A 20,547-nucleotide genomic window follows, 5' to 3' on the forward strand; every position below is an offset into this window, starting at 1 on the left:
CTCCTCGCGTGACGTCGCGGCCGTCCTCGTGCCGGGAAGGACGCGCTTTTATCGCCGCCGGAGCGTAGCCTACGACATGGCGAAAGTGAGCATCGGCCTCCGCGGATGGCGCTTCGAGGAGGACGAGATATTCACCGACGACGAGGAACTGAAGCCCCTCGACGAGATTCCGGAGGATCCCCGGGAGCGACTCGTGCGGCTCGTCAGCCTCGTCGAGGAGCCCTGCGACGTCTGTTACCTCGACTACGGCGAGGAGGAGATCAACCGCTGTAACCAGGCGGAGATCGTGTACGGCGAGCCGGAGGGCGAGGTGCTCCTCTGTCCCGAACACGAGCCGGATCTGCTCTACTGGTTCCGCGAGGAAGGCGGCAGCGAGTACAAGGGGTCGGTCGAGTTCGCCGACCGCTTCCACGAGTGGGTCGCCGCCGGCAACGAGGCCCCCGAGGGGTACGCCGCCGTCGAGCACGTCGAGGAGGACCCGGCCGGGCTCCCGGACCTCCCCGACCAGCAGGAGGTCCAAGAGCGGCTCGAAGCCGACTTCGAGGGCGAGCGGATCGACATCCTCGAACTCGCCGGCCAGGAGGAGCGCGACGGCGAGGAGATCACCGAAGCGGAGCTCGCGGACTCCGACCTCGACCTCTCGGCCGACTACCCGTCGGACCGATGAACGGCGGCGAAGCGGACGGCACGGCGGAGACCGACGCGGCCGAGGGTCGGACCGAGGACGCCGCGAGCGGGCGGCAAAAGCCCGTGGTCGTCGTCGTCGAGCCCGAGACGCCGGGCAACGTCGGCACCATCGCGCGAGCGATGAAGAACTTTGGGCTCTCCGACCTCAAGCTCGTGGATCCCCCCGAACTGGAGGAGGACGGCGAGGCGTACGGCTTCGCCGGTCACGCGCGCGAAGACGTGCTCCCGAACGCCGAGGAGGTCACCTTCGACGAGGTCGTCGCGAACTACCACACGGTCGGCACCACCGCGATCACCGGCGAGGACGACCGCAGCCACGAGCGCTTTCCGTTCAAGACGCCCGCCGAACTCCGCGAGTCGCTGAAGACGGTGGACGCGCCCACCGCCATCGTCTTCGGCCGTGAGGGACGCGGGCTCAACAACGAGGAGCTCTCGCGGCTCGACGAGGTGTGTTCGATCCCGGCCGACGACGACTACCCCGTCCTGAACCTCGGGCAGGCCGCGACCGTGCTCCTCTACGAGCTCCGCGACCTCACCGTCGACGAGACGCAGCTGCCCGACACCGAGGTGACTCGCGCCCCGGAGGCCGACGTCGAACGCTTCCACGAGTTCTTCGACGAGTTCCTCGCGGCGACGGGCCAGCGCGACCACGTCCGCGAGAAGAACGCGCTGCTGATGCGTCGGCTGCTCGGCCGCGCGCACCCGACGGAACGCGAGGTCCACTCGCTGCTCGGCACCTTCCGGAAGGCGAACGCGAAGCTGGAGCACGCCGACCACCTCGCGGCGAAGTACGACGAGCCGCCGTATCCGACGGAGCAGTAACCGTGCGCGGCCCCGCCCTCGACGAGGATCTGCTGGCCGGCGTGCGCGACGTGTCGCCGCTACTGCTCGGCGTCGCGCCGTTCGCGCTCGTCGCCGGTATCGCGACGGTCGACGCCGGGCTCGGGCTGGCCGAGGCGGTCGGGATGTCAGTGATCGTGTTCGCGGGCGCCTCCCAGCTCGCCGCGCTGGAACTGCTCGGCGAGAACGCGCCGCTCGCGGTCGTCGTCGGCACGGCCGTCGTGATCAACCTCCGAATGCTGATGTACTCGGCCTCCATCGCGCCGCACTTCGCGGAGTACGGGCGCAGACTCCGCGCGGGGCTCGCGTACCTGCTCACCGACCAGGCGTACGCGCTCTCCGTCGCCGAGTTCGACGAGAACCCGGACCGCAGCCGGTGGCGCTACTACCTCGGCGCGGCCGCGTCGCTGTGGATCGTCTGGCAGGTCGGGACGGTCGCGGGCGTCGTTCTCGGCGCCGGCGTCCCCGACGCGTGGGGGCTCACCTTCGCGGTGCCGCTCGTGTTCCTCGCGCTCCTCGTCCCCGCGATGAAGGACCGGCCCACCACCGTCGCGGGCGGCGCGGGCGGCGCGGTCGCCGTCGTCGCCGCCGTGCTCCCGCTCAACCTCGGACTGCTCGTCGGCGCGCTGTGCGGGATCGCGGCCGGCCTGGTGACGGAGGTGACGGCGTCGTGACGGACGGCCCGCCCCCGGCGGCCGTCCCCGACGCGGGGGTGACGGCGTCGTGACCGACGCGCTCGCCGCGCTGGTCGCCTCGCCGCGCGCCTGGGTCGCCATCGTCGTCATCGGCGTCCTCACCTACGGGATCCGGCTCTCCTTCATCCACCTGTTCGGCCGGATCGACGGGGTCCCGACGCGCCTCCAGCGGCCACTTCGGTACGTCCCGCCGGCCGTCCTCGCGGCGCTCGTCCTCCCCGATCTGGTGACGCTCGGGCCGTCCGTCACCGCGACCCTCCTCGACGAGCGGCTGATCGCGGGCGCCGTCGCCGGCGCGGTCGCGTGGCGGACGGAGAACGTGTTCGCGACCATCGCGACCGGAATGGTCACGCTGTGGCTGTTCCGGTTCGTCGTGTTCGCCTGAGCGGAGCGAGGTGCGCGGCGCTCGGGGCGTCCAGTCAGTCGAACCGGTCCGGCCGTCGCCTCGCCAGCGCGAAGGCGACGACGCCGACGAGGAGGGCCACGGCGAGCGCGCGCTCGACGCTCACGACCCCGCGGACCGACGAGATCGCGTACGAGGCGGCCGCGAGGGCGACGACGGCGTAGCCGGCCGCGGCGACGCCGAGCAGCGCGGGGCGAGCGCCCGGATTCTTCCAGAGGCGGAGCCACGTCGCCGCCGCGGACGCGGCGCCGACGAGGATCCCGACCGGGAGCCCGACGAGCGCGGAGAACTCGATCGAGGCCGCGAGCAGTCCCGTGACGCCGGCGGCCGCGAGGAGGAACGCGGTCACGCCGACGCCGAGGGTCGCGACGAGTCGCCAGTTCATACTCCCGAGTCGCTGCGAGGGGGCTTAAACGGATCCGGCGGCCGGAGCGGCTTCGTCAGCGCTCCCGTTCGGTCGCGCGCTCCGCGGGAGCCTCGCGCGAGTCTGAAGCGTCGCGGTCGGCGGGGCGGTCGAACCGGGAGCGGTCCTCGGCCTCGCGCTCGCGGGCGGCGGCGATCCGCTGGGCACCGTCGGCCAGCGAGTCGAGCGCCGCGAGCAGGCGGTACGAGAGGTACGGACCGACCGAGAGCACGAGGACGACCCAGACGCCGAACAGGATCTGACCGACGATCACGAGGGAGTAGACGAACACGAACAGGCTCAGGGCCGCGAGAACGGCGCCGACCGGCGTGCGGAGGGCTTCGGAGGGCGAAAGCGGGTCGTGCGACATGGCCGGTGCTTCCGACGCGAGACACTTAAAAATAAACGGAGAGCCGTCGGCCGGAGAGGCCCTCAGTCGTCGGCCGGAGCCGCGGAGTCGCCGGCGGAGACGCCGGTGCCGGGCCCGATGTCGATGCCGAGCGCCTCGAGCTTCTCGTCGGGGACGACGCCGTCGACCCAGTCGCGGGTCTCGTAGTACTCGGCCTTCAGCTGGTCGAGTTCGACGAGCTCGCCCTCGCTGGCGCCCGTGCCGGGGATGGCGTCCGGGTGCCCCTCGATGAACCGGTTCGGCAGCGTGTCGTCCGCGCCGTCGAAGCCGGCGAGGTTGTTGAAGTAGCGCTCGAGGTTGTACACGCGCTCGCCGGCCTCGAACAGCTCGTCCTCCGAGAGGTCGCGACCGGTCATGCCGTTGTACTGGAGCACGTACTCCTCGATCCCCTCCGCGAACGCGCTGAACTTGCAGATGTCGAACGAGTCCGACACCGCGTGTAGGTCCTGGAAGGTGGCGGTGAGCTCGCCTTTGCCCTCCCACTCGTACGGGTCGACCTTCTCCGGGATGCCGAGGATCTCGGCGGCCGGCGTGTACCCGCGCAGGTGGCAGGCGCCGCGGTTGGAGGTCGCGTACGCGATCCCCATGCCCTTCATACAGCGCGGGTCGTAGGCGGCCATCGTCTGGCCCTTCACCGAGAGCTTGTTGCCGTGCGCGTCCTTCGCGTCGGCGACGCGCTCGGGGCCCTCCGCGAGGAGGTCGCCGAGGTCGCTGGAGCGGTGGCCGATCTCCTCGATGAGGTCGATCATCGTCTCGGAGTCGCCCCAGTCGAGGTGGCCGACGCCCTCGAGTTTGCCCTCCTCGCTCATCTCCATCGCCATCGCCATCATGTTGCCGGCCTCGATGGTGTCGATGCCGAGGTCGTTACACCGGTCGAGCATGACCGCGATCTCGTCGCGGTCGTCGTGCCCGGAGTTCGGGCCGAGCGCCCACGCGGACTCGTACTCGTACGACTCCATGCGGACGTTCAGGTCCTCGCCCTTGTGGGTCACGTCGACCTCGACCTCCTTCTTGCACGCCACCGGACAGGAGTGACACGTCGGCTCGTCGACGAGGATGTTCTCGCGGACGTTCTCGCCGGAGACGCGCTCGGCCTGAACGTCGACGCCGTCGGTCTCGCTGTACGCCTCCGTCGAGGTGTGTTTCGCGTTCTTCGTCGGGAGGCCGTCCATCTCCTCGGTCGCGTTCATCAGGACGTTCGTCCCGTACATCGAGAGCCCGCCCTCGTTGGGCGCGGTGACGTCGGACTCGCGGATGACCTCCATCGCCTGCTGGTAGCCCTCCTGGAACGTCTCCGGGTCGGCGGGCTTGGGCATGTCGGTGCCCGATTTCACCACGACCGCCTTCACGTTCTTCGAGCCCATCACGGCGCCGGTACCGCCGCGGCCCGAGGCGCGGTCGTCCTCGTTGATGACGCAGCCGTAGCGTACCTCGTTCTCGCCGCCCTGGCCGATCGCCATCACGGAGACGTCGCGGCCGACCTTCCCGTCGACCTCCTCGCCGAGCTGGTCGATGGTGTCGTGGACGCCCTGTCCCCAGAGGTGGGAGGCGTCGCGTACCTCGACGTCGCCGTCCTCGACGAACAGGTAAACCGGCTCGTCGCTCGCGCCGTCGAGCAGGATGCCGTCGAGCCCGGCCCACTTGAGCCGCGCGCCGGACCAGCCGCCGTGGTGCGAGTCGGTGACGGTCCCCGTCAGCGGGGACTTCGTCACCAGGGCGATCCGACCGCTCATCACGGTCTGGGTGCCCGTGAGCGGACCCGTCATGAACGCCAGTCGGTTCTCCGGTCCGAGCGGGTCCACGTCGGGACCCTTGTCGAAGACGTACTTGACGCCGAGCCCGCGCGCGCCGATGTACTTCTCCGCGTCGTCGTCGTCGATCCCGCGGTAGCTGACCTCGCCACCGCCGAGATCGACCTGTGCCACACGGTCTCTGTAGCCGCCCATTTCAGTCATGTAATGCTCGTTCATTATAGAGGGACCACAGCGTGTTAGTTGTTCACCTCTGAACGCAACTGGTACCGGTTACTAAACGGGGCGTGTCGTCGGCTCGATGTTTATAACCAGGGCGCCCGTTCGACGCGGAAATACTCGGAGACAGCGGCGGGGTGTGAACGGCTCACAGCGCCCGGCAGCGGCGTGGTGTGAACGACCGGTTTCGGTCGGTATCGCGGGTCAGCCGCCGAATCTCTCGAAGTCGCAGCCCATAATTGGCGGCGAGACGAAGCGCGACCGTGACCGACCGAGACGGGCGGCCGCGGGCGCCCGGGCGCGGTCCGGGGCCGACCGGCCGCGACCGCACGAGGGCCCTCGGGTTCGCGGTTGTCGTGTTCGTCGGATCGATGGTGCCGGTTCCGTCGTCGTCCGGCGGGGGCAGCGACGCGCTTGGCGGCGCGCTCGGCGCTCTCCTCGACGCCCTCCCCGCCGGGATCGGTCTCACCGATCCGTTTCACCTCGTCGGCTACGCCGTGCTCGCCGCCCTGCTCGTTCCGGTGACTCGGGAGTTCCGATTTGGCCCGCTCCTCGCGGCGGCCGTCGCGGTCGCGTTCGGGTTCGGGATCGAACTCGTCCAAGCCCCGATCCCGTGGCGCTCGTTCGCGTGGGGCGACGCCGCCGTCAACGCGGGCGGCGCGGTGATCGGAGCGGCGGTCGCGGTCGTTCGCGGCCGCGGGCCGGCGTCGGCGAGCGATCGCGAGGTCGAGCGTTGACCCCTCCGGCGTCGGCGAGCCGGGAGTGTCGCCGAACCGGGCGCGTCGCCGGCGTCAGCGTCCCGGCGGACCGGCGCGACCGCGACCGCGGCGCCGCACGGTCGCCGTCACGTCGGCGTTCAGCCGCGAACGCTCGAAGTAGATCTGCTCGTACTCGCTGGACTCGTACTCGGCGTAGAGGTTCAGCGGGACCTCGTCGCCGTCGTCGGCGCCCTCGATAGTGTCCGCCAAGCCGCCGTCGTCGACCCGGACGACGAGAGTCTCGTCCTCCTCGTCGAAGACGACCTTCTCCGCGTCGAGGTGCTCACCGTCGGTCGTCCACACGGCGACGGTGTCCTCGGCGACCGACTCGACGTCGTCGGGCGCGTCGAACTGCGCGACCACCTTGCCGTTCCCGTCGACGGTGACGGCGGCGTCGGGGAGGTCGCGGTCGACGCGCTGCATGCGTCCCTCGACGGTCGGGGCGATGGTATCTTTCTCCTCTAAGTAGTTCACGACCGTCGTCGCCTGGAGTTCGCCGGTGTCCTCGACGGGCTTGTCGTCGAGCGGGTAGCCGCTCCCGCCGTTCGCGATGTAGCTGTTGACGGCCACCTCGTAGGTCTCGTCGGGGTCGAGCGGCTCGCCGCCGACGTACACGTCGCGGACCAGTTCGTCGGCGTCCTCGTGGGGGACCCACTCGAAGCGCACGCCGCTGGTCTGCTGGGAGATCTCCTCGCCGAAGTTCTGTCCGGTCTCGCTCTCCAGCGTGACGACCTGGCTCTCCAGCGTCTCGACGAGCTCCTCGCCCGTGAGCTCGAGCGAGACGACCGTGTTCGGGAACGGAAGCGTGTTGAAGATGTCTCCGCCGGTGATCTCGCCGGGGCCGTACACCGAGTCGGAGCGGATTCCGCCGGCGTTCGTGATCGCGACGTCGGCGTCGACGCGCTCGCGCATCGCGTCGGTGACCACGTTTCCGTAGTTCGTCTCGCGGTGGTAATTCGACCCGAACGTGGCGTCGAGCGGCGTCTCCGTCTCCACCACCGGCGAGTCGAGGCTCACCTCTCCGCGGTACTCGGCGATGATGTCGGACGCGGTGGGGTTCTTCTCGATGTCCTCGGTGACCTCGATCAGCTGCCCGTCGAACGCGGTGACCTCGCCGCCTTCGATCGTCAGTTCGATCTCGCTGAGGTAGAGCGCGCGCGCTCGCGCCTCCGAGACGATCGACCCGTCGACCGCCTCGGGCGGATAGAACTGCTCGTCGTCGCCGACGACGACCACGTCGATGTCGTCGTCCGTGTCGGCCTCGGCGAGGGCCTCGGCGTCGCCGATGCCGGTGTGCGCGAGCGCGACGACGACGTCGACGCCCTCCTCATCCTTGAGTCGCTTCGCCTCCGCGGGGCCGGTTTCGGTGTAGTCTTCGAGGGTGATGCCCTCCGCCTCGAAGTCGATGTTCGTCTTCCCGTACGTCGCGCCGTCGTCGACGAGCCCGATGATCCCGACGCTGACGCCGCCGCGCTCGACGATATTGGTGGATTCCGTGCCGTCGAACGCCTCGCCCGTCTCGCTGTCGACGAGGTTCGTGGCGAGCCACGGGAACTCGGAATCGGCCGTCACCTCCGAGATTGGGTCGAGCCCGTAGTCGAACTCGTGGTTCCCGATCACGTCGGCGTCCGGTCCGACCTCGTTGAGCACGTCCACCGGCGCGCGCCACTGCGAGATCGGGCTGAGCGCGTGCGGTCCCACCTCGTCGCCGCCGCCGACCACGACGACCGGGCCGTCGGCCGCCGCCCGGCGCTGTTCGATGAGCGTCACCAGCCGCGGGAAGTTCTTGTCCTCCGCTGCGGCAGTCTGGATGTCATTGTAGGACAGAAGGGTCAGCGTCGTCGACCCGTCGCCGTCAGCGGCCGTCGCCGACCCGGAAACGAGCGACCCGCCGAGTACGATTCCACCCGCTCGCAGCACGTCACGCCGTCCGTAGTCACGGTCCCGTGACATCGATTTCTTCCACTTAGCGGCGTTTATAAAATCTTTCTATAAACTGGTATATATTTATCATGACAGGACCTCTTGGGAAGGGTTCTCGAACGATCGGCCGGGACCGCGACCAGAGGCGATGACGAGGCGGTAATCCGAGACGACGGGCCGGCGGTATCGGTACGTCCCCCGATGACGACACCGCTTTACGCGCTCGCCCGCTTCCCCCGACAATGAGCAAGCCGAGCCCCGACGCGTACGAGCAGGGGCGCGGAATGGACGCGCACAACGCCGTGATGCGCGACATCCGCGCCGAGCGCTCGGAGACGTACGACCCGACGGAGCCCACCCGCGTCTGGATCGACGAGGACAACACGCCCGACGGCGTGGTGAACTCCCTCACGATCATCCTAAACACCGGCGGCTGCCGGTGGGCCCGCGCCGGCGGCTGCACGATGTGCGGCTACGTCGCCGAGTCCGTCGAAGGCGGCAGCGTCGCCCACGAGGACCTCATGACGCAGATCGACGCGTGCCTCGACCACGAGTCGGAGGAGGCGGACGAGCCGGCCGAGCTGATCAAGATCTACACCTCCGGCTCCTTCCTCGACGAGCGCGAGGTGCCGGCGGAGACCCGGCGAGCGATCGCCGAGACGTTCGCGGACCGGGACCGGATCGTCGTCGAGTCGCTGCCGGACTTCGTCGACCGCGAGAAGATCGCCGACTTCGCGGACCACGGCATCGCGACCGACGTGGCCGTCGGGCTGGAGACCGCGACGGACCGCGTCCGCCACGACTGCGTGAACAAGTACTTCGACTTCGCCGACTTCGAGGACGCCTGCGCCGAGGCGGCCGCGGCCGACGGCGAGTTCGCCGCCGACGTGGGGATCAAGGCCTACCTCCTGCTGAAGCCGCCCTTCCTCGCGGAGCCGGAGGCGGCCGCCGACATGATCGACTCGATCCGGCGCTGCGCCGACGTCGACGGCTGTCACACCGTCTCGATGAACCCGACCAACGTCCAGCGGTACACGATGGTCGACGAGCTGTTCTTCGAGGGCGGGTACCGCCCGCCGTGGCTCTGGTCGGTCGCGCACGTGCTGGAGGAGACCGCCGACGTCGACGCCATCGTCGTCTCCGACCCGGTCGGCCACGGCTCCGACCGCGGGGCGCACAACTGCGGCGAGTGCGACGACCGCGTCCAGACCGCGATCAAGGACTTCGACAAGCGGCAGGACCCGAGCGTCTTCGACCAGGTGTCCTGCGAGTGCGAGGCCACCTGGGAGTACGTGATGGCCGAAGAGACGAGCTACAACATGCCGCTCGCGCGGTAGTTCGAGGAACGGGCGGACGCCTCGCCGGGCGGTCAGATCGGGGCGAGCGAAGGGATACCGCCGAACGATGGTGACGTTTTCCGATCAGTATTTTTCTGAGTTGGAGAATGATCGATCTATTATCCCCGATAACGCGTGACAGTCGCGTTTGGTAATCCCGATCATACTGAACGATCAGGTCGAAAAAGACCCTTATAGCTTCGGGCCCTGTACCCTAGCATGAACGCAGACGCCAGCGGTTCCCCGCCCTCCCGCGGGAAGTCGGTCCTCTTCTGCCCGGAGTGTCGCTTCGAGAGCGCCCTGTCGGACGGATGGCTCATCGTCAGCGACGGCGACGAGCGCACCGTCGTCTGTCCGAAGTGCGGCCACGTCGCCGACAACCGAACCGAGCGGTCCGCCCCGACGCCGCAGCACGCGGACTGATCACTTCTCTTCCGGCGCCCGTTCCGCGAGGACGGGGATTTCCGACAGCTTCTCGGCGCCGAGCGCGTCCCAGTCGACCCCGTCCGGACGCGGGTACGGCGTGTCGGTCCGGACCGTCCGCTCCGGCGTCACGACGAGGTCGAGCGGAACGTCGTGCGCGTCGGGAGCGGGGAGGTCAGCGTCCGCGCCGGCCGCCGACTCGGGCCCGTCGAGGACGGAAAGCTCGTGGACGGTCGTCGCGACCGTCGTGTCCGCATCGACCGCGCCGAGCTCGCGGAGGACGGCCCACTCCAGGTCGCTGTACCCCTCTCCCTTGCCGATCCGGGCGCCGTCGGTCGTGACCCCGACCGAGCCGGCGGCGATCAGGTCGACGTGGTCGACGTCTTCGGGAGCGGTCGGGGTCCCGTACTCGCCGATTCCGGAGACGGTCGTCGCGTCGTCGATCTCCGCGGGCGGAATCTCGGCGGGGTCGAGCCGGAGGAACGGGTCCGGGTCGCGGAGCCGCGGCTGCGCGACGTAGACGGTCTTGCCGGCGCGCAGCGCGGCCCGGCGGACGGGGAGCTGCGGCGCGTCGGGGTTGGCCTTGAGCGTCGCGGCCGACTCCCACGCCTCGGTTTCCGCGAGCCGCTCCGCCGCGGCGTCGGCGCCGGCGAAGTTGGGGATCCGGTCGTGGGGCGGGAACGGGAACCGCGCCTGGTCGCCTGCGTCGAAGGCGTCCCACACCGCCTCGCGGACGGCCTGTTTGTCCATATCGGAATGAGCGGGGCGGGCGACAAGTAGTCGGCGGAAAGCGGGTTCAGTGCGACCGCGTTCTTGTCCGCTGCCAGACACGGCCGGTGTCACACCGGCGACAGTGTCGGTGTTTTTATATATCAGATCGGTGTTCCGTTCGGACATGATCGAAGACGGACTGTCGTATCCCGCGCGTGGCGACTGGGTCGGACGGATCATCATCGGCGGCGTGCTGGGGCTGCTCTCGGTGTTCGTTATCCCGGCGTTCGCGATCTTCGGCTACCTCGTCCGAGTGCTGGAGCGGACCGTGGCGGGCGACGACGTGCCCCCGGCGTTCGACGACTGGGGAGACCTGCTGGCGAAGGGCGTCGTCGCGACGGTCATCGCACTCGTGTACTCGATCGTCCCGGTCGTCGTGTACGGGATCGTCATCTCGGCGGTCGCCGGAGTCGGGTCGGGCATCGGCGGCGACGTGGGCGCGCTGCTCGGAGTCACCGGCGCGCTGCTCGCGCTGGCGTTCGTCCCCGTGCTGCTGTTCATTTACTACGCGGTTCCCGCGGCGCTCACGGCGTACGCGGCCCGCGGCGAAGTGCGGGCGGCCTTCGACCCGGAGATCCTCAAGCCGACGCTGTTCAGCGTCGAGTACCTCCTCGCCGTGCTGATGCCGCTTCTGATCTCGACCGGCGTGTTCGTCGTTTCGGTGGTGCTCATCCTGACCGTCGTCGGCGCGGTGTTCGTCCCGTTCGTCCAGTTCTACAGTCAGGTCGCCGTCTTCCGGATGTTCGGCACCGCGTTCGCGGACCAGAGCGACTACATCGAGGCCGGGTCGGGCGGGCCCGACGACGGGACGACCGTCCCCGCCTGACGACGACGCCGCGACGCGCCTTTTAACCCGTTCAGGCGCGCACGGTCGGGTATGTTCGAAGACCGGCCGGACCGCGACGCCGAGGTCGTCCTCGTGGGGCGCTCGAACGTCGGCAAGTCCACGCTGATGCGCGAGCTGACGGGCCACGACTTCTCGACCGGCGGCAAGCCGGGCGTCACCCGCCAGCCGAACCACTTCGACTGGGCCAGCGAGAGTTTCATGTTCACGGACCTCCCCGGATTCGGGTTCATGTCCGGCGTCGAGGACGAGCACCGCGAGCAGATCAAGACGAACATCGTGCGCTACTTGGAGGAGAACGCCGACTCGATCCTCGCGGGCGTCGTCGTGATGGACGGCAAGGCCGCCGTCGACATCATCGACCGCCACGCGGAGCGCGGGAACATTCCGCACGACGTGGAGATGTTCGGGTTCTTGGAGGACGTGGGCGTCGAGCCCATCGTCGCCGTCAACAAGACCGACAAGATCGACGACATCGACGAGCGGCTCGACGCGATCTGTGACCGACTGGGGCTGTACCCGCCGTGGCAGCAGTGGTCCGACCGCGTGGCGCCCATCTGCGCGAAGCGCGGCGATATCGAGGCGCTGGAGGAGTGCCTCCGGACGCGCTTCCACGACCACAACCGCGACGACCTGCTGAAGTTCGTTTCGTAAGTAGTCGTGTTTGCTGTTGTGGTCGATTGGTCCGTGGATTCGGCTGTCTATTTATAAGTGATCGCGTTCGGATCGATCGGGAACACCGCCAAAGCCCCAGCCGCGAAGACGCCGTACGCTCGCTGCGCTCCTCACTCGGTCGCTACCGCTCCCTCGTTGCGGTGCTTACGTCGCCTACGGCGTCTTCGCGGCTGCCCCTTTGAGTCCCGCCCAACCGCACAGCAGCCTCACGCCTCCCCAGCCTCGCGGTTCGCGCTCTCCGAGCGCTCACCGCGTCCCTCGCGGGCCGGCTCGCGGCCTTCGCTTCGCTCCGGCCGCTCGCAGGCGCGCCACCGCCTGCCACTTATAAACTATCGTCGCTACGTCTGTACTGATCGTGACCAGTCGGAGAATATTACTTCCTGAGGCTCTCAACGGAGCCAACAGTGTTCAGGTAAGCGACTGAGACGTCGAAGCTGCGTCCAGCAACGCCGTCGGTCACTTATAAACGATCACGTCCGGAGAACGCGTGATCTTACTCCAAGACGATCAGCACGTCGCCCATGTCGACGCTGTCGCCCTCGCCGACGCGGACGCTCGCGACGGTGCCGCCGCGCTCGGCGACCACGTCGTTCTCCATCTTCATCGCTTCGAGGACGCAGACCACGTCGCCGGCGGCGACCTCGTCGCCCTCGCTCACGTCGACCGAGAGGATCGTCCCCTGCATCTCCGCGTCGATGGCCTCGCCGCCCTCCGCGACGTCGACGCTCGAATCGTCGCCTCCGTCGTCGGATTTCGCTTGGGGCGGACGCTGCTGGCCGCCGCTTCCGCCTCCGCCGCCCTCCGGCACCGGGATCGCGGGCGCGCCGCGCTCCTCCAACTCGACGTCGAAGCGCTTCCCGTTCACCTCGACGGTGAACTCGCGTTCGGTGACCTCCTCGTCGTCGTCGCCCGCGGACGCCGACTCCGACCCCCACTTCTCCTGCGCCTCGGCGACCAGCTCGCGGTCGAGCTCCTCGTCGAGGTACTTCGTCGTGTGCGTCCCGTCGACGAACCGCTCGTCGTCGAGCATGAGCCGGTGGAAGGGGACGATAGTGACGACGCCCTCCAGGTCGTACTCCGCGAGCGCGCGCTTCGAGCGCGCGAGGCACTCCTCGCGGTCCGGGGCCCAGACGATCAGCTTCGCGATCATCGAGTCGTAGTCGGTGACCAAGTCGTCGCCCTGCCGGAGCGCGTCGTCGACGCGCACGCCGATCCCGCCCGGCGGGTCGTACGTGTCCAGCGACCCCTCGTTGGCGGGCTGGAAGTCGTTCGCGGCGTTCTCGGCGTTGATCCGGAACTCGATCGCGTGGCCCTCCAGCGCCACGTCGCCCTGCGAGACGGACAGGCCCTCGCCGCTGGCGACCCGGAGCTGCTCCTTGACGATGTCGATCCCCGTCAGCTCCTCCGTGACGGTGTGTTCGACCTGGATCCGGGTGTTCACTTCGAGGAAGTAGAAGTTCGTCTCCGGACCGAGCGGCTCCGAGGGGTCGCGGTCGGGGTCCTCCTCGACGAGGAACTCGACCGTCCCGGCGTTGGTGTAGTCCGCGGCGGCGACGCCCCGGCGGGCCGCCTCGCCGATCTTCTCGCGCAGCTCGTCGGAGAGCGCCGGGGAGGGCCCCTCCTCGATCACCTTCTGGTGGCGGCGCTGGAGCGAGCAGTCTCGCTCGCCGAGGTGGACGACGTCGCTCTCGCTCACCGAGCCGTCCGGGTCGTCCGCGACGATCTGGACCTCGACGTGGCGGGGGGTCTGGAGGTACCGTTCGAGGTACACCGAGTCGTTCGAGAAGTACGCCTCGCCCTCGCGTTTGGCGGATTCGAGCGCTTCTTCGGCGTCCTCCGCGCTCTCGACGACCTTCATCCCGCGGCCGCCGCCGCCGCCCTCGGCCTTGATCGCGACCGGGTAGCCGTACTCGTCGCCGAACTCCGTGACGGCCTCGACGTCGGTGACCGGCTCCGTCGTCCCGGGGACGATCGGCACGTCGGCGTCGTCCATCACGCGCCGGGCGTGCGTCTTCTCGCCGAGGCGCTCCATCGCGTCGCTCTCGGGGCCGACCCACGTGATCCCGTCGGCGGCCTCGACGCGGGCCGCGAAGTCGGCGTTCTCCGCGAGGAACCCGTACCCGGGGTGGATCGCGTCCGCGCCGGCCGAGCGCGCCGCCTCGACGACGGCCTCGCCGTCAAGGTACGAGTCGGCCGCGCGGGCGGGCCCCACGTTGTACGCCTCGTCCGCGTACCGGACGTGGCCGCCGTGCTTGTCGGCGTCGCTGTAGACGGCGACGGTGTCGACGCCGAGCTCCTCACAGGCGCGCATCACGCGGACCGCGATCTCGCCGCGGTTCGCCACGAGAACCTTATCGAACATTCCTGTCGGTTCTTCCACCAACTGCTACCAAACTCTGTCGGTCCGTGCCGGGACGAGTGAACTACCCCATCCTACTCGCTTACCGCTGACGCGGTTCGCTCCTTGAGGGTGGGGCTTCCTGTTTCCACGACGCGCTTTGCAGACACCGAAGTGGTGTCCGTAGGGAGCGCAGTCTCCACAGGCGGTGATTCGGAGTGTCCCACTCCTACTTTGTCGAGTCCGCGAGAAAGAATGTTCCACGACGCATTCGCGTCTCTGTCCGCCACAAACCCACATGATGGGCACGAATGCTCACGCACCCACAGCGGTTTGTCCGTCTCTGTCCCGCATGACGCGCATTCTTTCGTCGTTCCACCGGGGTCTACGGCAACGAAGTGCGTCCCCTCACGCTCACATTTGTATTCGAGCATTCGCAGGAACGTTCCCCACGAGGCCCCGGCACGGTTCCGAGAGTTGCCCGGTAGTTCGATTAGTCCCTTCGCGTCCAAGTCCTCGACGGCCACCAAGTCGTACTCTCGGGCGTAGTAGTTCGACAATTTGTGGAGGAAATCTCGACGCTTGCGTTTCAGGTCGGCGTGGCGTCGAGCGACCATCTCGCGCTGATCCTCCCAATTATTAGAGCCGCGTTCCTTCCGCGAGAGGTTGCGTTGAGCGCGTTCCAACCGCTCACGCTCGTCGGAGAAGTCTGGCGACTCGACAGCAGTGCCGTCCGTGTCGTGAGCGTACTTGACAATACCTACGTCAATACCCACCACATCCCTAGGATTCTCCGGTTTCTCTGACGTAGCTTCGTCCACGTCGATACCGAACGTGGCGTACCACTCGCCCGTGGGCTCTCGTTTGACTGTGACCTGCTTAATGGTCGCGTTCTCGGGGATGTCTCGGTGGAGGTGAATCGGGATCTCGCCGATTTTGCTCAACCGCAAGACAGGCCGACCACTCGTATTCTTGAGTTCGAAGCCGGACTGGTTGTAGGTGAGCGACCGATACTCCTGAGGCGGTTTCCACTTGAGCATCCCCACGGCGCGTCCGTTCTCCTTCTGCGCACGGAGCGTAGAGAGGTTGTCGTAGACACGCTTGACGACCATTTGGAGGACTTTCGAGTGAACGTCATTCAGGTCATCCCACCACGATTTGAGGTCGGGGAGTTGTCCCTGTACCTTGTAACGTGCTGGAATCTCGTCTGTCTCGTTGAGTTTGTAGAGGACGTGGTTGTAGAGTTGCCTACAAGTATCGACGTGGTGTAGAAGCGTCTCGGTAAGGGCTTCCGGTGGGTTAAGTCGATACTTGTAGCCGTAGTACATCTATGACTCTCGTTCCTCGATGAGTTCGTCCAGTTTCTCTTGGACGAATGAGGAGAGGCTCAGNGAGGCTCAGGTGATTGTCCTGAATCCACTCCTCTTGATCGTCACGGATGGAAATGGTCTTTCGCGTTGCCATATCATAACTTACGTAATTTACATACAAGTAGTTTGCGGGGGTGAGGGCTGCGGGCCAGTCGTCGCGGAATATTTGTGAGACGATAACAGCGTGGACGAATCATTTTGCGATTCGTTAACACTCTAGAGATCTCCAATTTCTGGAGACGCTGTATTCCCTCTATACTACGCGACTCGGTCTTCGGCCTGCGTTGTTCGTTGAGAAAGCGGGCTTAGCGCCTGAAAACAATTAAAAGGACTGCGGGCGCCACGATCAGGTATGCTCGACGCGGGAAACCCGTACGTGTTGCCGTCGGTGCTGGTCGGCGCCGCCGTCTACCTCGGCCTCACGGTCGCGACCGACGCGTCGCTTCCGATCCGGGTCGGCGCGCTCCTCGTCCTCGTGGGCGTCGTCCCGGTCGTCCTCAACCGACTGCTCGGCGACCGGGGCGGACCGACCCTCGACGACGGCGACGAGTCGGCCGCCGCGACCGCGGGTGAGGACGCCGGCGACGAGGGGACGCGCTGAGCGACCGCGGGAGAGACTACCACAGGCATATATATCAGCGGACGTATCACCGAACGCGCCCTGAGGCAGGGCCGGGTCGACGGCGTAACGGTTCGACGCCGCGCCGTCGGGGGAATGTACGCGGCCGGACGCCCCCGCGTCCGGCGGTTCGGTTCGACGTGTCGACGACGCGACCAGCGACTGGTCGAAGCGGCCGATCTCCGGACAGAGTACGAGAGCGGCGCGCCCGCGCCTCAGAACCGGTCGCTGCGACCGGCCGCGGTCCACGGGTCCGCGGGCGCGTCGGCGGGGACGCGCACCCGGCGGCGGTGGAGACGGTCGATCCGACCGGCGAGCGCCCAGCGGTCCTCCTCGCGCCCCTCGTCCCCGTCGCTCGCGGCGGCCGCGGCGGCGAGTTCGCCGTCCCGGAGGTGCGCGGCGACTGCGGCAGCGATGGCGGCCGCCTCGTCGTCGCGGGCGTCGTCCGGGATCGAGAGGCCGGCGATCGGGGGAGCTCCGTCGGCGCCCTCCTCGCCGACCGGCTCGTCGTCGGCCGCCATCAGATCGGGATGTTGCCGTGTTTCTTCGCGGGCTGGTCCGTGCTCTTCCCCTTCAGCATCTTCAGGTCCTCGATCAGGCGGGCGCGGGTCTCGGTCGGCTCGATGACGTCGTCGACGAAGCCGCGGTCGGCGGCGGTGTAGGGGTTCGCGAACTCCTCGCGGTACTCGTCGATGAGCTCCTGTCTGCGCGCGTCGGGGTCGTCGGCCTCGGCCAGCTCCTCGCGGTAGAGGACGTTGACCGCGCCCTTCGGCCCCATCACCGCGATCTCCGAGGTGGGCCACGCGTAGTTGACGTCGCCGCCGATGTGCTTCGAGGACATCACGCAGTAGGCGCCGCCGTACGCCTTCCGGGTGATGACGGTCAGGAGGGGAACGGTCGCCTCCGAGAAGGCGTACAGGAGCTTCGCGCCGTGGCGGATGATCCCGTTGTGCTCCTGGTCGGTGCCGGGCATGAATCCGGGGACGTCCTCGAAGGTGAGGATCGGGATGTTGAACGCGTCACAGAAGCGGACGAAGCGCGCGCCCTTCTGGCTCGCCTCGATGTCGAGCGTGCCGGCGTTCACGCGGGGGTTGTTGGCGACGACCCCGATAGAGTGGCCGTCGAGGCGGGCGAAGCCGACGACGATGTTCTTCGCGAAGTTCTCGTGCACCTCGAAGAAGGAGCCCTCGTCGGCCACGCTGCCGATCACGTCCTTCATGTCGTACGGCTTCCGGGGGGCGTCCGGGACTATCTCCGCGAGCTCGTCGTCCGCCCGCTCGGGGTCGTCCCACGGCTCGACGCGCGGCGGGTCCTCCACGTTGTTCGCGGGGAGGTACGACAGCAGCCGCGCGATGTTGTCGAGCGCCTCCTCCTCGCTCTCCTCCGCGAAGTGCGCGACGCCGGAGGTCGAGGAGTGGGTGACCGCGCCGCCCAGCTCCTCGAAGCTCACCTCCTCGCCGGTGACCGTCTCGATGACGTCCGGCCCGGTGATGAACATGTGCGAGGTGTCTTTCACCATGAACGTGAAGTCCGTGATGGCGGGCGAGTACACCGCGCCGCCCGCGCACGGCCCCATGATCGCCGAGATCTGGGGGATCACGCCCGAGGCCTCCGTGTTGCGCCGGAAGATCTCCGCGAAGCCGCCGAGCGAGGCGACCCCCTCCTGGATCCGGGCGCCCGCGGAGTCGTTGAGGCCGACGACGGGCGCGCCCACGTCCATCGCCTTGTCCATCACCTTACACACCTTCTCGGCGAACACCTCGCCGAGCGACCCGCCGAAGACGGTGAAGTCGTGCGCGAACACGAACGTCTTCCGGCCGTTCACCTCGCCGTAGCCGGTCACCACGCCGTCGCCCGGGATCTGCTTCTCCTCCATCCCGAACGTGTGGTTGCGGTGGGTGCGGAACCGGTCGAACTCGTGGAAGGTCCCGTCGTCGAGGAAGTAGTCGATCCGCTCGCGGGCGGTCATCTTCCCCTTGTCGTGTTGCGACTGGATCCGGTCTTCGCCTCCGCCCTTCGCCGCCCGCTCGCGGCGCTCCCGGAGGTCCTCGATACGGTCGTCCATCGTCACGCCGGACCACCCTGAGTCATTACCTCGTCGGTCGGACAGCGGCGTCAAAAGGGTTCCCCTATCCGACGTTTTGGCGTTCGACGCGCGTCGAATGGCGGGCCGGGGAGGCGACGGCGGAGCGACGGGACCGCGGTGGCGACGCGGAGGGGAACCGCGCTCGACCCCGCGACCGCCGCGGAGCGGCCCTGCCTCCGGTTCACACGGCGACCGGCGGTTCGACGCTTTTAAACCTCCGATGGACCACTCTCCGATGAGACAGGCTTCGCCTGTTTCACTGACCCGTAGGAGCGACCTGCGTACTACGGAGGTGAAAATGGCAGACACAATACAAGAGGCCGTAACCCTCGCACTCGACGATGCGCCCGAGCGGAACTTCCGCGAGACCGTGGACATCGCGATCAACCTGCGAGACCTCGACCTCAACGATCCGTCGAACCGTATCGACGAGTCCGTCGTGCTGCCGGCTGGAACGGGGCAGGAGACACAGATCGTCGTCTTCGCGGAGGGCGAAACCGCCGTCCGCGCAGAGGAGGTCGCTGACGAAGTACTCGACAGCGACGACCTCGAAGACCTCGGAGACGACGACGACCGCGCAAAGGACCTGGCCGACGAGACCGACTTCTTCGTCGCGGAGGCCAACCTGATGCAGGACATCGGTCGGTACCTCGGTACCGTCCTCGGTCCGCGCGGGAAGATGCCTACCCCACTGCAGCCGGACGACGACATCGTCGAGACCGTCAACCGGATGAAGAACACGGTGCAGCTCCGGTCGCGCGACCGGCGCACGTTCCACACCCGCGTCGGCGCCGAGGACATGGGCGCCGACGCGATCTCGGACAACATCGACGTCATCATCCGGCGGCTCGAAGCAGACCTCGAGAAGGGCCCGCTCAACATCGACGGGATCTACGTGAAGACCACGATGGGTCCCGCGAAGGAGGTGCCCGTATGAGCTCGGTCCGCAAAACCGAGACGATTCCGGAGTGGAAACGGGAGGAGGTCGCCGAACTCGTCGAGTTCATCGACTCCTACCAGTCCGTCGGGATCGTCGGCGTGGCCGGCATCCCGAGCCGGCAGCTCCAGGCCATGCGCCGGGAGCTCCACGGCTCGGCGGCCGTCCGCATGAGCCGCAACACGCTCACGAACCGGGCGCTCGAGGAGGTCGACGACGGCGTCGAGGCGCTGACGGAGTACGTCAGCGGCCAGGTGGCGCTCGTCGGCACCAACGACAACCCGTTCGGCCTCTTCAAGCAGCTCGAAGCCTCGAAGACCCCCGCCCCGATCAACGCGGGCGAGGTGGCCCCCAACGACATCGTGATCCCCGAGGGCGACACCGGCGTCGACCCGGGGCCGTTCGTCGGCGAGCTCCAGACCGTGGGCGCGTCCGCCCGCATCATGGACGGCTCGATCAAGGTGACCGAGGACTCGACCGTGCTGGAGGAGGGCGAGGTCGTCGACGACGACCTCGCGAACGTCCTCGTTGAGCTCGGCATCGAGCCCAAGGAGGTCGGCCTCGACCTGCGCGCCGTCTACTCCGAGGGCGTGCTGTTCGAGCCCGACGAGCTCGAACTCGACGTCGACGAGTACCGCGAGGACATCCGGTCCGCCGCGGCCGCCGCGCGCAACCTCTCCGTCAACGCCGCGTACCCGACGGCCGCCACCGCCGGCACCCTTCTCGCGAAGGCGTCCGGCGAGGCGAAGTCCGTCGGCCTGTTCGCGGAGATCGAGAGCCCGGACGTCGTGCCCGACCTGATCGGGAAGGCCGACGCCCAACTGCGCGCGCTCGCGACCCAGATCGACGACGAGGAGGCGCTCCCCGAGGAGCTCCAGGGCGTCGAGGCCGCGCCGGCACCGGAGCCGGCGGCCGACGACGCCGACGAGGAGGAGGAACAGGCGGACGAAGACACGGAAGACGCCGAGGAGACCGACACCGACGACGACGCCGACGACGACGGCGACGACGGCGGAGAGGGACTCGGCGCGATGTTCGGATAACACGAGGTACACACCA

The 20,547-nt window shown here is 68.1% G+C and carries 21 protein-coding genes; 12 read left to right on the forward strand and 9 right to left on the reverse strand.

Translation table 11 applies throughout. The features are described from left to right. The first annotated feature begins 76 nt into the window (after positions 1–76). The 4 genes from C466_RS12575 to C466_RS12590 are packed head-to-tail and all read left to right on the forward strand — an operon-like array spanning position 77 to position 2,607. Positions 77–667, forward strand: a complete 591-nt coding sequence (locus tag C466_RS12575) for a hypothetical protein (RefSeq protein ID WP_004595601.1) — start codon at positions 77–79, stop codon at positions 665–667. Beyond that, positions 664–1,509 (forward strand): RNA methyltransferase, encoded by an 846-nt coding sequence (locus C466_RS12580; RefSeq protein WP_004595600.1) that lies wholly within the window; start codon positions 664–666, stop codon positions 1,507–1,509. Before C466_RS12575 ends, C466_RS12580 begins: the two co-directional genes overlap by 4 nt. Before the next feature lie 2 nt (positions 1,510–1,511). Further along, positions 1,512–2,201: an AzlC family ABC transporter permease gene (locus C466_RS12585; RefSeq protein ID WP_004595599.1), complete on the forward strand. Its 690-nt coding sequence runs from the start codon at positions 1,512–1,514 to the stop codon at positions 2,199–2,201. Positions 2,202–2,250: 49 nt separating this feature from the next. Continuing rightward, positions 2,251–2,607 (forward strand): AzlD domain-containing protein, encoded by a 357-nt coding sequence (locus C466_RS12590; protein WP_004595598.1) that lies wholly within the window; start codon positions 2,251–2,253, stop codon positions 2,605–2,607. A 34-nt stretch (positions 2,608–2,641) separates the two neighbouring features. Here the strand turns inward: C466_RS12590 and C466_RS12595 are convergent, their stop codons facing one another. The 3 genes from C466_RS12595 to C466_RS12605 all read right to left on the reverse strand — a co-directional run bounded on the left by C466_RS12595 (position 2,642) and on the right by C466_RS12605 (position 5,392). Further along, positions 2,642–3,010, reverse strand: coding sequence for a hypothetical protein (locus C466_RS12595; protein ID WP_004595597.1), 369 nt, complete (start codon positions 3,008–3,010; stop codon positions 2,642–2,644). A 55-nt stretch (positions 3,011–3,065) separates the two neighbouring features. Continuing rightward, on the reverse strand, positions 3,066–3,398 hold the full coding sequence (locus tag C466_RS12600; RefSeq protein ID WP_004595596.1) for a hypothetical protein: 333 nt from the start codon (positions 3,396–3,398) through the stop codon (positions 3,066–3,068). Between the two features lie 62 nt (positions 3,399–3,460). After that, positions 3,461–5,392 carry an aldehyde ferredoxin oxidoreductase family protein gene (locus C466_RS12605; protein WP_004595595.1) on the reverse strand — a complete coding sequence of 644 codons (1,932 nt, stop codon included), beginning with the start codon at positions 5,390–5,392 and terminating at the stop codon, positions 3,461–3,463. 278 nt (positions 5,393–5,670) lie between these two features. Here C466_RS12605 and C466_RS12610 point away from each other — a divergent pair, with 278 nt between their 5' ends. Continuing rightward, complete coding sequence (locus C466_RS12610) at positions 5,671–6,144, forward strand: hypothetical protein (protein ID WP_004595594.1); 474 nt, start codon at positions 5,671–5,673, stop codon at positions 6,142–6,144. A 54-nt stretch (positions 6,145–6,198) separates the two neighbouring features. Here C466_RS12610 and C466_RS12615 read toward each other — a convergent pair whose 3' ends face one another. After that, positions 6,199–8,085, reverse strand: a complete 1,887-nt coding sequence (locus C466_RS12615; RefSeq protein WP_004595593.1) for a bifunctional metallophosphatase/5'-nucleotidase — start codon at positions 8,083–8,085, stop codon at positions 6,199–6,201. 245 nt (positions 8,086–8,330) lie between these two features. Between C466_RS12615 and C466_RS12620 the strand changes: the two genes are divergently transcribed. Further along, the gene (locus tag C466_RS12620) at positions 8,331–9,425 is read left to right on the forward strand and encodes an archaeosine biosynthesis radical SAM protein RaSEA (protein ID WP_004595592.1); all 1,095 of its coding nucleotides are present in this window, start codon (positions 8,331–8,333) and stop codon (positions 9,423–9,425) included. Between the two features lie 219 nt (positions 9,426–9,644). Beyond that, a complete protein-coding gene (locus C466_RS12625; protein ID WP_004595591.1) occupies positions 9,645–9,848 on the forward strand; it encodes a hypothetical protein in 204 nt (67 codons plus the stop codon). Here the strand turns inward: C466_RS12625 and C466_RS12630 are convergent, their stop codons facing one another. After that, on the reverse strand, positions 9,849–10,598 hold the full coding sequence (locus C466_RS12630; protein ID WP_004595590.1) for a 5-formyltetrahydrofolate cyclo-ligase: 750 nt from the start codon (positions 10,596–10,598) through the stop codon (positions 9,849–9,851). A gap of 145 nt (positions 10,599–10,743) precedes the next feature. Between C466_RS12630 and C466_RS12635 the strand changes: the two genes are divergently transcribed. Further along, on the forward strand, positions 10,744–11,445 hold the full coding sequence (locus C466_RS12635; RefSeq protein WP_004595589.1) for a DUF4013 domain-containing protein: 702 nt from the start codon (positions 10,744–10,746) through the stop codon (positions 11,443–11,445). A gap of 51 nt (positions 11,446–11,496) precedes the next feature. Further along, a complete protein-coding gene (gene engB, locus C466_RS12640; protein WP_004595588.1) occupies positions 11,497–12,117 on the forward strand; it encodes a GTP-binding protein EngB in 621 nt (206 codons plus the stop codon). A gap of 514 nt (positions 12,118–12,631) precedes the next feature. On the opposite strand, the gene C466_RS12645 is transcribed toward engB, so the two are convergent. Together C466_RS12645 and C466_RS16180 are read right to left on the reverse strand one after the other, a co-directional pair. Then, positions 12,632–14,500 carry an acetyl-CoA carboxylase biotin carboxylase subunit gene (locus tag C466_RS12645; RefSeq protein WP_004597636.1) on the reverse strand — a complete coding sequence of 623 codons (1,869 nt, stop codon included), beginning with the start codon at positions 14,498–14,500 and terminating at the stop codon, positions 12,632–12,634. Positions 14,501–14,571: 71 nt separating this feature from the next. Beyond that, a complete protein-coding gene (locus C466_RS16180) occupies positions 14,572–15,804 on the reverse strand; it encodes an RNA-guided endonuclease InsQ/TnpB family protein (RefSeq protein WP_004597638.1) in 1,233 nt (410 codons plus the stop codon). Positions 15,805–16,198: 394 nt separating this feature from the next. Between C466_RS16180 and C466_RS12660 the strand changes: the two genes are divergently transcribed. Further along, positions 16,199–16,447, forward strand: a complete 249-nt coding sequence (locus tag C466_RS12660; RefSeq protein WP_004597643.1) for a hypothetical protein — start codon at positions 16,199–16,201, stop codon at positions 16,445–16,447. Positions 16,448–16,680: 233 nt separating this feature from the next. Here C466_RS12660 and C466_RS12665 read toward each other — a convergent pair whose 3' ends face one another. Further along, complete coding sequence (locus C466_RS12665; RefSeq protein WP_004597645.1) at positions 16,681–16,986, reverse strand: hypothetical protein; 306 nt, start codon at positions 16,984–16,986, stop codon at positions 16,681–16,683. Continuing rightward, positions 16,986–18,530, reverse strand: a complete 1,545-nt coding sequence (locus C466_RS12670; protein WP_004597647.1) for an acyl-CoA carboxylase subunit beta — start codon at positions 18,528–18,530, stop codon at positions 16,986–16,988. Before C466_RS12670 ends, C466_RS12665 begins: the two co-directional genes overlap by 1 nt. A gap of 319 nt (positions 18,531–18,849) precedes the next feature. On the opposite strand from C466_RS12670, the gene C466_RS12675 reads away from it, so the two are divergent. Together C466_RS12675 and C466_RS12680 are read left to right on the forward strand one after the other, a co-directional pair. Next, the gene (locus C466_RS12675; protein WP_004597651.1) at positions 18,850–19,488 is read left to right on the forward strand and encodes a 50S ribosomal protein L1; all 639 of its coding nucleotides are present in this window, start codon (positions 18,850–18,852) and stop codon (positions 19,486–19,488) included. Beyond that, on the forward strand, positions 19,485–20,531 hold the full coding sequence (locus C466_RS12680) for a 50S ribosomal protein L10 (RefSeq protein WP_004597653.1): 1,047 nt from the start codon (positions 19,485–19,487) through the stop codon (positions 20,529–20,531). The genes C466_RS12675 and C466_RS12680 overlap by 4 nt, the downstream gene beginning before the upstream one ends. Positions 20,532–20,547 lie beyond the last annotated feature (16 nt).

Source organism: Halorubrum distributum JCM 10118 (assembly GCF_000337335.1).
In the GTDB taxonomy this organism is placed as follows: Archaea; Halobacteriota; Halobacteria; order Halobacteriales; family Haloferacaceae; genus Halorubrum; species Halorubrum distributum.

Coding starts and splice junctions, on each gene's coding strand:
- C466_RS12580 (WP_004595600.1), top strand. CDS start 664: ATGAACGGCGGCGAAGCGGACGGCACGGCGGAGACCGACGCGGCCGAG.
- C466_RS12680 (WP_004597653.1), top strand. CDS start 19,485: ATGAGCTCGGTCCGCAAAACCGAGACGATTCCGGAGTGGAAACGGGAG.
- C466_RS12605 (WP_004595595.1), bottom strand. CDS start 5,392: ATGACTGAAATGGGCGGCTACAGAGACCGTGTGGCACAGGTCGATCTC.
- C466_RS12575 (WP_004595601.1), top strand. CDS start 77: ATGGCGAAAGTGAGCATCGGCCTCCGCGGATGGCGCTTCGAGGAGGAC.
- C466_RS12670 (WP_004597647.1), bottom strand. CDS start 18,530: ATGGACGACCGTATCGAGGACCTCCGGGAGCGCCGCGAGCGGGCGGCG.
- C466_RS12620 (WP_004595592.1), top strand. CDS start 8,331: ATGAGCAAGCCGAGCCCCGACGCGTACGAGCAGGGGCGCGGAATGGAC.
- C466_RS12635 (WP_004595589.1), top strand. CDS start 10,744: ATGATCGAAGACGGACTGTCGTATCCCGCGCGTGGCGACTGGGTCGGA.
- C466_RS12595 (WP_004595597.1), bottom strand. CDS start 3,010: ATGAACTGGCGACTCGTCGCGACCCTCGGCGTCGGCGTGACCGCGTTC.
- C466_RS12600 (WP_004595596.1), bottom strand. CDS start 3,398: ATGTCGCACGACCCGCTTTCGCCCTCCGAAGCCCTCCGCACGCCGGTC.
- C466_RS12625 (WP_004595591.1), top strand. CDS start 9,645: ATGAACGCAGACGCCAGCGGTTCCCCGCCCTCCCGCGGGAAGTCGGTC.
- engB (WP_004595588.1), top strand. CDS start 11,497: ATGTTCGAAGACCGGCCGGACCGCGACGCCGAGGTCGTCCTCGTGGGG.
- C466_RS12630 (WP_004595590.1), bottom strand. CDS start 10,598: ATGGACAAACAGGCCGTCCGCGAGGCGGTGTGGGACGCCTTCGACGCA.
- C466_RS12675 (WP_004597651.1), top strand. CDS start 18,850: ATGGCAGACACAATACAAGAGGCCGTAACCCTCGCACTCGACGATGCG.
- C466_RS12645 (WP_004597636.1), bottom strand. CDS start 14,500: ATGTTCGATAAGGTTCTCGTGGCGAACCGCGGCGAGATCGCGGTCCGC.
- C466_RS12660 (WP_004597643.1), top strand. CDS start 16,199: ATGCTCGACGCGGGAAACCCGTACGTGTTGCCGTCGGTGCTGGTCGGC.
- C466_RS16180 (WP_004597638.1), bottom strand. CDS start 15,804: ATGTACTACGGCTACAAGTATCGACTTAACCCACCGGAAGCCCTTACC.
- C466_RS12665 (WP_004597645.1), bottom strand. CDS start 16,986: ATGGCGGCCGACGACGAGCCGGTCGGCGAGGAGGGCGCCGACGGAGCT.